The 14,649-nt window shown below is 47.6% G+C and carries 8 protein-coding genes and 2 pseudogenes; all 10 read left to right on the top strand.

The annotated features are described in order from the left end of the window. Window positions 1-3: 3 nt before the first annotated feature. The 10 genes and pseudogenes from J3A84_RS12855 to J3A84_RS12810 all read left to right on the top strand — a co-directional run bounded on the left by J3A84_RS12855 (window position 4) and on the right by J3A84_RS12810 (window position 14,558). Window positions 4-1,335 carry a gluconeogenesis factor YvcK family protein gene (locus J3A84_RS12855; RefSeq protein ID WP_207600440.1) on the top strand — a complete coding sequence of 444 codons (1,332 nt, stop codon included), beginning with the start codon at window positions 4-6 and terminating at the stop codon, window positions 1,333-1,335. Window positions 1,336-1,556: 221 nt separating this feature from the next. Further along, the gene (gene whiA / locus J3A84_RS12850) at window positions 1,557-2,507 is read left to right on the top strand and encodes a DNA-binding protein WhiA (RefSeq protein ID WP_207600439.1); all 951 of its coding nucleotides are present in this window, start codon (window positions 1,557-1,559) and stop codon (window positions 2,505-2,507) included. Continuing rightward, window positions 2,507-3,805: a DRTGG domain-containing protein gene (locus tag J3A84_RS12845; RefSeq protein WP_207600438.1), complete on the top strand. Its 1,299-nt coding sequence runs from the start codon at window positions 2,507-2,509 to the stop codon at window positions 3,803-3,805. Before whiA ends, J3A84_RS12845 begins: the two co-directional genes overlap by 1 nt. Before the next feature lie 82 nt (window positions 3,806-3,887). Further along, window positions 3,888-4,178, top strand: coding sequence for a Dabb family protein (locus J3A84_RS12840; RefSeq protein ID WP_207600437.1), 291 nt, complete (start codon window positions 3,888-3,890; stop codon window positions 4,176-4,178). Window positions 4,179-4,217: 39 nt separating this feature from the next. Further along, window positions 4,218-7,793, top strand: coding sequence for a DNA polymerase III subunit alpha (locus J3A84_RS12835; protein WP_207600436.1), 3,576 nt, complete (start codon window positions 4,218-4,220; stop codon window positions 7,791-7,793). Window positions 7,794-7,924: 131 nt separating this feature from the next. Then, window positions 7,925-8,881, top strand: a complete 957-nt coding sequence (gene pfkA / locus J3A84_RS12830) for a 6-phosphofructokinase (RefSeq protein WP_207600435.1) — start codon at window positions 7,925-7,927, stop codon at window positions 8,879-8,881. Between the two features lie 20 nt (window positions 8,882-8,901). Beyond that, on the top strand, window positions 8,902-10,674 hold the full coding sequence (pyk, locus tag J3A84_RS12825; protein WP_207600434.1) for a pyruvate kinase: 1,773 nt from the start codon (window positions 8,902-8,904) through the stop codon (window positions 10,672-10,674). A 340-nt stretch (window positions 10,675-11,014) separates the two neighbouring features. Next, the gene (gene rlmD / locus J3A84_RS12820) at window positions 11,015-12,382 is read left to right on the top strand and encodes a 23S rRNA (uracil(1939)-C(5))-methyltransferase RlmD (RefSeq protein ID WP_207600433.1); all 1,368 of its coding nucleotides are present in this window, start codon (window positions 11,015-11,017) and stop codon (window positions 12,380-12,382) included. A 114-nt stretch (window positions 12,383-12,496) separates the two neighbouring features. Next, window positions 12,497-13,333, top strand: a pseudogene (locus tag J3A84_RS12815) (recombinase family protein); the annotation flags it as partial. Window positions 13,334-13,643: 310 nt separating this feature from the next. Then, window positions 13,644-14,558 (top strand): annotated as a pseudogene (locus tag J3A84_RS12810) (virulence RhuM family protein). The last annotated feature ends 91 nt before the right edge of the window (window positions 14,559-14,649 follow it).

Genomic DNA, 14,649 nt, shown 5'->3' with positions numbered 1-14,649 from the left:
TAGATGAAGATAAAAGACTGGATGAATACGGGATTCGGAATCAAGAGATGGTTCGGGCTGGCTATAGTGGGCATCAGCCTGCTGGTGTTCGCCATCATAGAACTGATATTCAGAAGATTTGGAGAAGATGTATATAATCTGTATTATATCTATCTTCTTATTTTAGGTGCGTCCACACTCTATGTATCCACAGCGGAGCTTCTGAAGAATTTCATGTCTCTGGCCAAGGACGGACTCATCGACTTCAACATGGACTCCAGAGAAATCGGAAGCCTCATCCATGACAAGAAGCTTCTGGTTCAGGGGCCAAGAGTCGTGATCATCGGTGGGGGCACGGGGCTTTCCACCATCCTGAAAGGCATCAAGAGCTACACCAACAACATCACCGCGGTGGTCACGGTGGCTGATGACGGGGGAGGCTCCGGGGTCCTTCGGGAAGACCTGGGCATTCTTCCGCCTGGAGACATCAGAAACTGCCTGGTGGCGCTGGCCAACACCGAGCCCCTCATGGAGGAGCTCATGCAGTACCGTTTCAAGGATGGAAGCCTGAAAGGGCAGAGCTTCGGGAATCTTTTTCTTGCCGCCATGGACGGCGTCTCGGACAATTTCGAAGATGCGGTGCAGAAAATGGCCAGTGTTCTGGCCATCACGGGAAAAGTGCTGCCAGTGACCTTGGATAATATCCGGATCAATGCGGTTCTGGAGAACGATCAGGTGGTGGTGGGGGAATCCCATATTCCCGATGTGAGCATCTCCGAAGGGGCCAAGATCGCCAGGCTCTACATCACACCGGAAAATGCGGAGTGCCTTTCCGATGTGCGGGAAGAAATCCTGAGAGCCGATGCCATCATCCTCGGACCGGGTTCCCTCTACACCTCCATCATTCCGAACATTCTGGTGAAAGGTGTTCCGGAAGCCATCAAGGAAAGCAGGGCGCGAAAGATCTATGTCTGCAATGTCATGACGCAGCCGGGCGAAACGGATGAGTTCAAGGTGTCGGATCACATCCGGGCCATCTATAGGCACGGTGACATCGGTCCGCTGGATTATGTCTTCGCCAACACGACGAAAATCAGAAATCCGAAGCTTCGAAGTGCTTACCACCATATGAATCAGTTTGAGGTTCCGGTGGATGAGGAGAATCTCAAGGAGTATGATTTCAAGCTCATCACAGGAGATTTCATCAAGCCCCGGGAAACTTCCGTCAGGCATGATGCGGAAAAGCTTTCCCAGAAGCTCATGGAAATCATCCTGAGTGAGGCTCTGGTCAATGACAAGAAGAGAATCCTGGAGTATGTGGCTTTATCGGGCAAGCTGAAACACAGAAAAAAGTGAGAAGAAAATCCTGGATTCTGAAGTAAAGAAGGTGTTCTGACCAAGGCGATCTGCCGGTGTCGGAACACCTCTATTTTAATTGTGGTGAATGGGTGCTTATCCGTTCTATGATTTCTGGTGTTATGGTATAATTAGAAAGGTAAACTGTACTAAAACTGTCTGTTAAAGATGGAGAAAACTGCAGAATTTACAATAAAAATAGAACAGGTTCGGGTGATACTATGTCATTTTCATCGACAGTGAAAAGTGAAATAACAAGAAATACAGATATATCAAGGGAAGAAATCATCTCGATTCTTTCCGCCATCATGAGGCTGTCGGGGACACTGTCCTTCGGCTCCTCGAAGCTGGCCTTCAAGATCACCACGGAGAATCCTTCCACAGCAAGGTTCATCTTCAAGCTTCTGAAGGATCATCTGGAGATCCATGGAAGACTTCTGGTGAAGAAGTCGGGTTCCCTCAAGAAGAACAATGTCTATGTCATCGTCATCAGCGAAGACATGGGACTGAAGGATCTGCTCATGGAGACAGGTATTCTCAGAAGCGAGGAGGATGTGTTCAGCCTGGATTACAGCATCGGGGAAGAACTGGTCCATACGGATGCGCTGAAGAAGGCATTCATAAAAGGGGCTTTTCTGGGGTCAGGCAGCGTATCCAATCCGGAAAAGGCCTATCATCTGGAATTTGTGGTGAACGCTCTGGAGCTGGCGGAGGATCTCAAGGAACTCATAAATTCCTATGGACTCACCTCCAAGGTCATCGCCAGGAAGAATGCCCATATCGTATACCTGAAGGAAGGGGAGCAGATTGTGGACATTCTATCCATCATCGGCGCTTACAACAGCCTTTTCGAGTTCGAGAACGTCAGAATCGTGAAGGATATGAGAAACAACGTGAACAGACTGGTGAACTGCGAGACGGCCAATCTGTCCAAGACAGTGAATGCAGCCGTGCGGCAGGTGGAGTCGATCCGACTCATAGAGAAGGAAATCGGACTCTCAAGGCTTTCGAAACCGCTTAGAGAAGTGGCGGAGATGAGGCTGGATTATCCGGATGAATCGCTGAAGGAACTGGGCGAGATGCTGAATCCTCCTGTGGGGAAATCCGGTGTCAACCACAGATTGAGAAAGATCGAAAAAATAGCCGATGAACTGAGGAAGGGGGGACTGTAGTGGCGAAGATAGATCGAATCATGGAGCACATCAAGGAAATGCAGCTGGGTACGAAGCTCTCTGTAAGAACCCTGGCAAAGGATCGAGGGGTCAGTGATGCCACGGCATACAAGGCCATCAAGATCATGGAGGAAGAGGGGTATCTGGAGACCCTGCCAAGGACCGGTACCATCCGGATCGAAAGCGAGAAGGAAAAGAAGATCGAGTCCATCACCTACAATGAAATCATTCGGATTGTGGATGGAGAACTTCTAGGTGGAAGTGACGGGGTGGAGAAGACCATCTACCGCTTCAACATCGGTGCCATGACCATGGAGGCCATGAAGAAATATCTGACCATGGGCGGACTGCTCATCGTGGGAAATCGGGATGAAGTCCATACTCTGGCACTGAACATGGGGGTGGGCGTACTGATCACTGGTGGTTTCAAGGCCAGCGAGAAGAATGTGGCCCTGGCGGACAGGCTGAAGCTGCCCATTATTTCCTGTTCCTACGACACCTTCACTACTGCATCCATGATCAACAGAGGGATATCGGAAAATCTCATCAAGCAGACCATTCCTTATGTGAAGGACATCATCCAGAAGGAGACCCATCATCTGCTTCTGGACAGTACCATAAGGGATTATCTGAAGATTTCAGAGAAATCCGGCCACGAAAAGTTTCCCGTGGTGGACCGGAAGATGGTGGTCCAGGGCATCATAACACCTAAGGAAACCCTGGGACGAGAAGATACGGACCTGGTGGGCGACGTCATGAGAAAGGTGAACATCTCCGTGACGCCCAAGACCACCGTGTCCTATGTGGCCCATATCATGGACTGGGAGAATCTGCCCATCTGTCCTGTGACGGAGGAAGGCATTCTAGTGGGGGTCATCACAAGAACGGATATCCTGAAGGCCCTTCAGGAAAGACATATGAAGCCCATGGAAACGGACACCATCGAGGATAAGATCATAAGAAGCCTGGTGGTGGAGAAGAGAGACGGAAAATTCTACTACAGTGGCGTCGTATCGCCGGAATTTCTGGACCCGCTGGGCAATGCGTCCAGAGGTCTTTTGTCCATGCTCATGTCCAAAACCGCCATCTCCCATCTGCAGAACCAGTATTACAGCTGCAGCCTCGATAAATGCTCCACGGATTTCTATGAGGTGCTGGGCATCGATGCCAGGTTCACCATGGAGATCAGCATCATCAAGACGTCAAAGCTTCATTCCAAAGTGGATGTGGCCCTGCGCTCCCGGGACAAGCTCATAGCAGCCTCCAGGCTCAATGTGCTGCATACGCTGGATGATTAGGTGCCTCATTTTAGAAAACGGAGATCCATGAAAGAACAGATTCTAAGACAATGAATAATGAGAGAAATCAGGAGGACAATATATGTTTTATCACGTAGTACTTTTCAAACTGAAGGACAACAGCCCGGAGAATATGGACAAGGCCAGAAACATCCTTACATCCATGGAAGGAAAGATACCCCAGCTGAAAGGACTCACTGTTGGGAAAGATGAGCTTTTCACCGAAAGAAGCTATGACATCTGCCTCATCACCACCTTTGATTCCAAGGAGGATATGGATGCCTATCAGGTGCACGAGTATCATGTGAATGAAGTGCTGGCGAACCTAAGACCCATGCTGGAAGCATCCAAAGCCTGCGACTTCACAGCCTAAGAGGCAGCTTCACGCAAACATACAGAAAGGAAACGAGTTATGGAAAGAGCATTTGCCCATCTACATCTGCATACGGAATACAGTCTTCTGGATGGGTCAGCGAAAATCGACGGCATCATCGGAAGAGCCAAGGAGCTGGGCATGGAATACGTGGCCATTACAGACCACGGAAGCATGTATGGCGCCGTAGAGTTCTACAAGGCGGCAAAGAAAGCCGGGATCACGCCCATCATCGGATGCGAGATCTATGTGGCGGCCAAAGACATGCACATCAAACATCAGGACCCGGAAAACACCACCCATCATCTGGTTCTTCTTGCGAAGAACGAGACCGGGTATGAGAACCTCATGAAGATCGTGTCGGCTGCATCTCTGGAGGGGTTCTATTATAAACCCAGAGTGGACCACGCTTTCATCGAAAAGCACGCGGAAGGACTCATCTGCCTGTCGGCCTGCTTAGGTGGAGAGGTGCAGGAGTTCTTCAATCTGGATATGCCGGAGAGAGCCAGAGAAGCTGCGTTGTTCTACAAGCGCGTCTTCAAGGAGGATTACTATCTGGAACTGCAGGACCATGGTCTGGAAGAGCAGAAGAAGGTCAATAAGCTTAACATCACTCTGGCCAGGGAACTAGATATTCCACTGGTCTGTACCAATGATGTGCATTATCTGAAGAAGGAAGACTCCAGAGCCCACGATATTCTCCTCTGCATCCAGACGGGAAAGACCGTGGATGAGGAGAACCGGATGCGCTACCCATCGGATCAGTTCTATCTGAAATCCTATGAGGAGATGCATGAGCTGTTCCAGTATATTCCCGAAGCACTGGAGAATACCGTGAAGATCGCGAAGAAGTGCCGTTTCGACTATGAGTTCCATGTATCGAAGCTGCCCAAGTTTCCACTGCCGGAAGGTGCGGATCCCTACCAGTATCTCACTTTGAGAACCTATGAGGGCATGGTGGAGAAATATGATGTCTTCAGCGGCTACAGAGGAAAACCGGTGGATGTGGAAGCCCTCCGGTCACTTCAGGGAGAAGAGGAGCAGAAGATCATCCGCCGCATCGACTATGAGCTGGGCATCATGAACCAGATGGGCTATGTGGATTATTTTCTCATCGTCTGGGACTTCATCAGATTCGCCAATGACAACGGCATTGCCACGGGGGCGGGAAGAGGAAGCGCCGCAGGGTCCTGCGTGTCCTACTGCCTCAATATCACCAAGATCGACCCCATCCGGTACAATCTGCTGTTTGAACGGTTCCTGAACCCGGAACGAATCTCCATGCCGGATATCGACTCGGACTTCTGCTATGAACGAAGAGGAGAAGTCATCGACTATGTGGTGGGAAAATACGGAGCGGACAACGTGGCCCAGATCATCACCTTCGGAACCATGGCCGCCAGGGCCTGCATCCGGGATGTGGGACGTGCCATGAACTATCCCTACGGGGAAGTGGACCAGATCGCCAAGATGATTCCCGGTGTTCTGGGCATCACCCTGGATAAGGCCATCGAGATGAATCCAGAGCTTAGAAGAGTCTATGAAGACGATGGACGCGTCATGGAGCTGCTGGATATTTCCAGAAAACTGGAAGGGCTCAGCAGACACTCCTCCACCCATGCGGCGGGGGTGGTGATCTCCGAGAAGCCCCTGGTGAACTATGTGCCTCTGCAGAGAAACGAGGAATCCATCGTGACCCAGTTCACCATGAACACTCTGGAAGAGCTGGGACTGCTCAAAATGGACTTCCTGGGCCTTCGAACGCTGACGGTGATGCGGGATACGGTGGATATGGTGAAGGAAGCCAGCGGCATTGAGATTGATGTGGATACCCTCTCCCTGACGGATCCCGAGGTCTACAAGATGATCGGTGAAGGAAAGACCGTAGGGGTCTTCCAGCTGGAATCCGCAGGAATGACAAGCTTCATGAAGGAGCTGAAGCCGGATTCTCTAGAGGACATCATCGCGGGGATCTCCCTCTACAGGCCGGGACCTATGTCGGAGATTCCGAAATACATCGAGAACAAGAACAACCCCGAGAAGATCACCTATCTGTGCAAGGAGCTGGAGCCCATCCTGTCCGTGACCTATGGTGTAATCATCTATCAGGAGCAGGTCATGCAGATCGTGAGAGACCTGGCGGGCTATTCCCTGGGACGATCAGACCTGGTCCGAAGAGCCATGAGCAAGAAGAAGCATGATGTCATGGAAGAGGAAAGAAAGAGCTTCATCTATGGACTGGTGGACGAAAAGGGACAGGTGGTGGTGCCTGGGTGCGTCCGCAACGGCATCAGTGAGAAGGTGGCCAACACCATCTTCAATCAGATGATGGATTTTGCGAGCTATGCCTTCAACAAGGCCCATGCGGCAGCCTATGCGGTCATCGGCTATCAGACGGCCTATCTCATGCGGTATCATCCTGCGGAGTTCACAGCAGCCATGCTGAACAGCTTCCTGGGCAATGCCGACAAGTGCTTCTCCTACCTGAGGTTTGCGAAAAGTCTGGGCATTGAGGTGGTCTCTCCTGAAATCAACAGTTCGGAGTTCCGATACAAGGTCAGAGACGGGAAAATTCTCTTTGGTCTTGGTGCCATCAAAGGCGTCGGAAAGAATTTCGTGGATGCTCTGGTTTCCGAGAGAAACAGAAACGGTAACTACAAAAATCTCATGGACTTCATTGAGCGAAACACGGCCACGGGACTGAATAAAAGAGCAGTGGAAGCCCTCATCAAGGCGGGTTCCTTCGATGGTCTGGACGGAAGTCGTGCCCAGATGCTGGCTGTCCACGAGAAGATCATTGAAAGCTTTGCGCAGAAAAGCAGAAAGAACATCGACGGGCAGGTTTCACTGTTCGGGGACATCCTGGAAGACGAGGATACGGTGAAAGTGGAGTATCCGGATCTCAGAGAATTCGATCACAGGGATCTGCTCTTCATGGAGAAGGAAATGACGGGCATGTATCTTACGGGTCATCCTCTGGATGAATATGAGGAGACGCTGAGAAAGGCGGTCAGTCACAAAGTGTCTGATATTCTCTCGGAAAGCGATGATATCCTGGATGATGTGAGAGACGATGCCGCCCTTTATGCCGACGCCATGATGAAAAAGAGCGGATTCAAGGACGGAGAAAGAGTGATCCTCGGCGGTATGATCCGGGACATCACAAGAAAGATCACGAGAAATTCTGCCATGATGGCCTTCATGAATCTGGAGGACCTCTCCGGGGTTCTGGAGTGCATCGTGTTTCCCAAAACCTACGATAAGGTGGTTTCCTACCTCAAGGAAGACAGCATTGTGCTGGTGAAGGGGAGACTGTCGTTGAAGGAGGAGGAGAACCCGAAGCTCATTGTGGAAACGGTGGGGGATCTCACTGCCGCGAAAAGCGCTAAACTCTACCTGAGGTTTAAGAATATGGGTGATGCCAAGCTCATGGTGAAGGCCCTGAGGCCTGTGCTGAAGACCTTCGGAGGAGACACACCTGTCATTGTGGTGGCTACGGACAAGAGAGATGTGATGCAACTTGCCAGAGAACTGTGGATTGACAGTGCTTCCCCTGTGGTTCGGATGCTGAAGGAGAAACTGGGTGAAGAGAACGTGAAACTTGTTGAAAGTTAAGAATTTTACGTACTGGACGGAAGTGATATCATCTTCTTGAAATCATTTCATTTTAGATATACAATAGTATGGGCTAAAATTTTTGTGGACGGAAGATAAACTCTTCTGCCTCTCTTTTAGGAGGATAAGAAATGAAGAAAATCGGGATATTAACCAGCGGTGGAGATGCGCCAGGAATGAATGCTGCCATCAGAGCCGTGACAAGAACAGCGCTAGTGAACAACATAGAAGTTATGGGGATATACAAAGGATACATGGGACTGCATGAGGGGGAGATTCTCCCCATGGACAGAAGATCCGTATCCGACATCATACAAAGAGGTGGAACGATCCTGAAGACCGCCAGATTCCCGGAATTCAAGGATCTTGCAGTGAGGGAAAAGGCAGCCCAGGTACTGAAGATCTATGGCATCGAAGGCCTTGTGGTCATCGGTGGAGATGGATCCTTCATGGGGGCCAAGGGCCTTTCAGAGCTGGGTATACAGACCATAGGGATCCCAGGCACCATCGACAATGACCTGGCCTATACGGATCGTACCATCGGATTCGATACGGCACAGAACACCGTCATCGATGCCATCAACAAGATCAGAGATACCTCATCCTCCCACCAGAGAGTTTCCGTGGTGGAGGTCATGGGAAGGGACTGTGGAGATCTTGCGCTTTATGCGGGACTTGCCGGTGGAGCAACCACCATTCTTGTTCCGGAGAGAAAATACACGGATGAGGAAATCATCAAGACCGTCATGGATGGAAGAAGACAGATGAAGCATCATAATCTGGTGGTCATCGCAGAAGGGGTAGGAAACTCCCATGAGATCGCCAAGAAGATCGAAGATGTTTCAGGCATTGAAACCAGAGCCACGGTTCTGGGACATATCCAGAGAGGTGGAGCGCCGACTGCCTTTGACAGAGTGCTGGCATCCAAGATGGGGCATCGTGCGGTGGAACTCCTGATGGAAGGAAAATCGGGACGTGTCATCGGAACGGTCAAGGGTGATATCGTGGATTATGACATCCATGAAGCGTTAAGTGTGAAGAGACCTTTCAATGAGAAACTGTACCAGATTGCAATGGACCTCGTTTAAGAGGATTTAGGAGGAAGAGTATGCGGAAAACCAAAATTATCTGTACCATCGGACCTACATCTGATTCACCGGAAAAGGTGAGTGAGCTAATCAGTGCTGGAATGAATGTTGCCCGATTCAACTTCTCTCATGATGTGCATGAGAATCACAAGAAAAAGATGGAAACGGTAAGAAGTGAAGCGGAAAAGCAGGACAAGCTTGTGGCGATTCTTCTTGACACCAAGGGTCCTGAAATCAGAACCCATGATTTCAAGGATGCACCGGTGCTGCTTCATGAAGGAAATTTCATAGACATTCATACCAAAGAAGAGGTTCTGGGAGACGACAAGAAATTCTCCCTGTCCTATGAAAAGCTGGCAGAGGATGTCCATATCGGTTCCAGAATCCTTGTGGATGATGGACTGGTTGCACTGGAAGTCACGGCCATGAATGAGGCGACAGGTGTCATCACCTGCAGAATCCTTAACTCCGGCACCATTTCCAACCATAAGGGAATCAATCTGCCCGGCGTGAAGACCCAGCTGCCTGCACTGACGGAGAAGGATCTGGATGATCTGAAGTTCGGTGTGGAAATGGGTGTGGACATTGTTGCTGCGTCCTTCATCCGTAAAGCGGAAGACGTCCTTGCCATTCGTAAGGTTTTAAGAAACCTGGGCGGAGAAGATATTTTCCTCATGTCCAAGATCGAGAACCAGGAAGGTGTGGACAATGTAGAAGAGATCATCAAGTATTCCGACGGTATCATGGTAGCCAGAGGAGACATGGGGGTTGAAATCCCACTGGAGCAGGTACCAGGTATTCAGAAGAAAATCATCGAAATGTGCAATCAGGCTGGAAAGCCTGTGGTCACTGCGACCCAGATGCTGGAATCCATGGTGAGATTCCCAAGACCTACCAGAGCAGAGGTATCAGACGTGGCCAACGCCATCTTTGACGGTTCCGACTGCATCATGCTTTCAGGAGAAACTGCCAATGGAAAGTATCCTGTGGAATCTGTGGAGACCATGGTGAAGATCGCGGAAGATGCGGAAAGCAGAATCAATCATGATAAGCTCATCACGAAAATGATGCTGACCCATGCGTCCTCTGTGCCCATCGCCATCAGCCTGGCCAGTGTTACAACAGCCTATGAGCTGGGTGCATCGGCTATCATTTCCGCAACGGTATCCGGCAGTACCGCGAAGAATGTGTCCAGATTCAGACCGGAGTGTCCGGTGCTGGCCATCACACCAAGCAAGTCCGTAGCGAGAAAGCTTCTTCTCTACTGGGGTGTCTATCCCATCGTGGCAGAGCTTTACAACTCCACCGATGAAATGATCGATACCACATCGGAAATCGCCAAGAAGCGCGGATTCGTCCATGATGGAGAACTTGTGGTCATCACCGCAGGACTGCCCATCAACTTCGTCGGTTCCACCAACATGATCAAGGTGCATCTCATCGGAGAAGTGCTTCTTCAGGGAAAGAGAACCCATGAAACCAAGCAGATTGTCAGTGGTGTCATCAAGAAGGCCATCTCTGTTCAGACTGCTGAGGAGAAGATTCAGGCAGGAGATATTCTGGTGGTGAACTCCCTCAATGACACCTATATGGACATCATCCACAAGGTATCGGGCGTCATTGTGGAAACCAATCAGGTGACTCCGGACATTTCCGTGGAGGCTATGAAGCATGACATTCCTGTCATTGCGGAGGCTCCCAATGCCATGTCTGTCCTGACGGAAGGAACCCTTGTGACCATCGACGGCAAGAGAAGTCTTGTGATCAATGGACGTACGGTCTTAAAATCATAAATTCTGATGTAAAAGGAGCCGGAAGGCTCCTTTTCTGAACAGAAATTGCAGAATGAGTTAAGATTAACATTTTGTACATATATGGAATTATGATTGGTGCTCAACGGGAATAAAAGATATGACAAAAATTGATGACGAAAATTAATAAAAAGTTTACAATTTAGATTCAATAAATTTACATTTAGAACGGAAGCTAGTGATATAGTAATACATGTAAAAAATTGAATTATTGGCAACTGATTCAAGAACTTCAGCACCCTGTGAATGGGTGCATTTTTTTTGGGTAAATGCACAGTTATAGACTATAATGAGAGAAAGAAATGAAGTGAATGGGGAATAGATGATGAAGAAAAATGATGAGCTTACCATACAGATTGTGGATCAGGGACACACGGGAGAAGGCATCGGGAAAGTGGATGGATATCCACTGTTCATCGATTTTGCGCTGCCGGAAGAGGAAGTGAAGGTCAGGGTCCTGAAGACCAACAAGAATTATGGCTTCGGAAAGATGCTGGAGATTGAAAAAAAGAGTGAGAAGCGTGTGGAGCCGCCCTGTCCATACTATTACAGATGCGGGGGATGCCACATCATGCACGCGTCCTATGAAGGGCAGCTGCAATTCAAGAGAAAGAGAGTGAAGGATTCTCTGGAGCGCATCGGAAAGATTGATTTTTCTCCTGTGGAGGAGACCATTGGCATGGCGCATCCTTTCCGATACAGGAATAAGGTTCAGATACCTCTGGGCAGAGTGAACGGAGAATTTGTGGCGGGGTTCTACGCCCGAAGATCCCACAGAATCGTGGATATTGAAAACTGCATTGTGCAGCATCAGGATGGAGATCATGTGCTTAAAGTGCTGAGAACCTGGGCGGAAGAGTTTAATGTGTCCACTTATCACAATGACTTGACGACAGATCCCAAAGGGATCCTGAGACACTTGATGGTGAGAAAGGGTTTCACAACGGGAGACCTCATGGTGGTCCTGGTGGTGACGGATAGAAAGGTTCCTCATCTTGAGGTGCTTCTGGAAAGGCTGAAGGAGCTTCATGGATTTCAGTCGCTGCTTCTCAACATCAATCATGAGGATACCAATCTGGTGCTGGGCAGGGAAAATGTTCTGGTCTACGGGAAAGAGTTCATAGAGGACTATATCGGACCTTTCAGGTTCAAGATTTCTCCCCATTCCTTCTTCCAGGTGAATCCGGTCCAGACGGAAGTGATGTATGGAAAAGCAATGGAGTATGCTGGTCTTACTGGTGAGGAAACTGTGTTTGACTGTTACTGCGGAGCTGGAACCATCTCTCTATTTCTTTCCCAGAAGGCAAAAAAGGTCTACGGCATTGAAGTGGTTCCCCAGGCTATTATGGATGCGAAGGAAAATGCGGCCCTGAATCATGTGGACAACGTCGAATTTCTTGTGGGTAAATCCGAGGAAGTCATTGTGGATCTCATAAATCAGGGGATCAGAGCAGATGTGGTGGTGGTGGATCCGCCGAGAAAAGGATGCGACATCAGGCTTCTAGAAGCCATCAGAGAAATCGCACCGGAAAAGATCGTCTATGTATCCTGCGATCCGGGATCCCTGGGAAGAGATTTAGGTATTCTGGAATCCTTCGGATTTAAGACCATGAAGGTCACTCCGGTGGATAATTTTCCACAGTCCTATCATGTTGAGACGGTAGTATTGATGTCAAGGGTAGAGAAGTAAGAGATTAGAAACGTGTGTAAATAAGAGTTTTCCGTGATTTGAGATCTGGCTTTAAGCCGGAGGGATAATCACGGTTTTTTATGTAAGAATAAATCGTAATAGGATGAGAAAAGTATAACTGCAATCTATCCAGCACGAAAAAGGGTGGGAAGTAAAGCCGCAAAAGAGAAAGTAAAGAAACTGCGTGTTGCTGCTTATTGCCGAGTTTCAACAGAAACGGAAGAGCAGAACTCAAGCTATGAGGTGCAGGTAGCCCATTATACAGACTTCATAAAGGAAAATGCTGAGTGGGAGTTTGATGGCATCTTTGCAGATGACGGTATTTCAGGCGCGAATACGAAAAAACGAGAATAGTACATCCGCACGATTGACGAGTGCATGGAGAGGTACATCGATTTGCCCGGAAAACTCTGGACGGCCTAAAGAATATTAGGCAGCTCAAGGATAAGAACATTTCAGTATTTTTCGAGAAGGAGAATATCAACTCATGGATGCCAAGGGGGAGGTACTTCTGACCATTATGGCATCCCTCGCACAACAAGAAAGCCAGAGCCTTTCGCAGAATGTTAAACTTGGACTTCAATATTGATATCAGCAGGGTAAAGTACCGGTCAACTACAATCGGTTTATGGGCTTTACAAAAGATGAAGAAGGCAACTTGATGATTGTTCCTGAAGAGCCTGAAGTCATTAAGCGTATATATAGGGAGTACCTTGAGGGTAAAAACCTAACAAACATTGGTAGGAATCTAGAGATGGATGTTATTTTAACAGCTGCAGGAAAACCAAGGTGGCAACCGAAGACCATAAAGAAGATTCTCTTGAACGAGAAGTACATCGGGGATGCCTATTTCTGAAGACCTTCACCGTGGATTTTCTTACAAAGAAAAGAGTCAAGAATGAAGATCATGTTCCACAGTATTATGATGAAAATAGCCATGAGGTGATCATAAGGGCAGATGGAAACGTAATGAAGTATACAATACAGTTAGCTATGTTTTTATGCCCGCTTGATGAAAAGATGACATGAGAAAAAGATTTCTCAAAATCAATTCTGAGTTGGAAAGAAAATATAAAGCAAAACGAGGTTTATGTGGTTAAGTTATAGCCACTTTGGTAAGATTATAATAATAAGGAACATAGATTGAAGCTACTTATGGTGAAGGAGGGTTATATTGGAAAATAATAACGATTTTCTCATATATCAGACAGAAGATGGAAAAACAAAAATAGATGTAAGACTTGAAAATGAAACTGTATGGATGACACAGAAGACGATTTCTGAGCTCTATCAAAAAGGCGTTAATACCATAAATGAGCATATAAAAAATATTTATGCAGAAGGTGAACTTGAAGAAAATCGAACTATTCGGGAAAACCGAATAGTTCAAACTGAGGGAAATAGAGAGGTTGAGAGAACAGTACGTTTTTATAACCTGGAATTAATCATTGCAGTAGGTTACCGTGTACGCTCTAGTCGAGGTACACAATTTAGACGGTGGGCAACAGAAAGATTAAACGAATACTTAGTTAAAGGCTTTGCCATGGATGATGAACGCCTTAAGAGTATGCGTAATATTGGTGATGATTATTTTGATGAGCTATTAGAACGCATACGTGATATTAGAGCCTCAGAGAAAAGATTTTATAAAAAGATCACAGATATCTATGCCTTATCCATAGATTATGATGGAAAATCAGAAGAAGCTAAAAAGTTCTTTGCAACAGTGCAAAACAAGCTCCATTTTGCTATTCATGGACATACGGCAGCAGAACTTACTGAGTAAAGAGCTGATGCGTCAAAAGATAATATGGGACTTACCACTTGGAAGGGTATTAAGTTGCGTAAAGGCGATATCACTGTTGCGAAGAATTATTTGACGGAAAAAGAGATAAAGTCCCTCAATCGTATTGTAACCATGTATCTCGATTATGCAGAAGATCAGGCAGAAAGACGTAATCCTATGTATATGAAGGATTGGGAAGAAAAGCTTAATGCCTTCCTAAATTTTAATGAGAGAGATATTCTTACTGGTGCAGGGTCTATTTCACGTGAAGTGGCTAAAGAGCTTGCTGAGAAAGAATATGAGAAGTTTAATAAAAAACGGTTAAGTGCACCTGAAAAAGATGATTTTGATATGTATTTAGAAGAGAATGAATGGACACATAAGAAGTAACCCTGTTTTAGATTCTGCAATGGAAGTGATTTCATGAAAGAGGTAGAAGTTATGCGGTATTGAAGGAGAATGATGACCATAATATATTAAT

Origin of the sequence: Proteiniclasticum aestuarii (assembly GCF_017368455.1) — a bacterium.
In the GTDB taxonomy this organism is placed as follows: Bacteria; Bacillota; Clostridia; order Clostridiales; family Clostridiaceae; genus Proteiniclasticum; species Proteiniclasticum aestuarii.
Note: the sequence above shows the minus strand (reverse complement) of the source record. Positions and strands in the feature narration are given on the sequence as shown.

Bases quoted from the DNA above. Each gene is read 5' to 3' on its own strand.
- rlmD (WP_207600433.1), top strand. From the start codon at position 11,015: ATGATGAAGAAAAATGATGAGCTTACCATACAGATTGTGGATCAGGGA.
- whiA (WP_207600439.1), top strand. From the start codon at position 1,557: ATGTCATTTTCATCGACAGTGAAAAGTGAAATAACAAGAAATACAGAT.
- pyk (WP_207600434.1), top strand. From the start codon at position 8,902: ATGCGGAAAACCAAAATTATCTGTACCATCGGACCTACATCTGATTCA.
- pfkA (WP_207600435.1), top strand. From the start codon at position 7,925: ATGAAGAAAATCGGGATATTAACCAGCGGTGGAGATGCGCCAGGAATG.
- J3A84_RS12855 (WP_207600440.1), top strand. From the start codon at position 4: ATGAAGATAAAAGACTGGATGAATACGGGATTCGGAATCAAGAGATGG.
- J3A84_RS12835 (WP_207600436.1), top strand. From the start codon at position 4,218: ATGGAAAGAGCATTTGCCCATCTACATCTGCATACGGAATACAGTCTT.
- J3A84_RS12840 (WP_207600437.1), top strand. From the start codon at position 3,888: ATGTTTTATCACGTAGTACTTTTCAAACTGAAGGACAACAGCCCGGAG.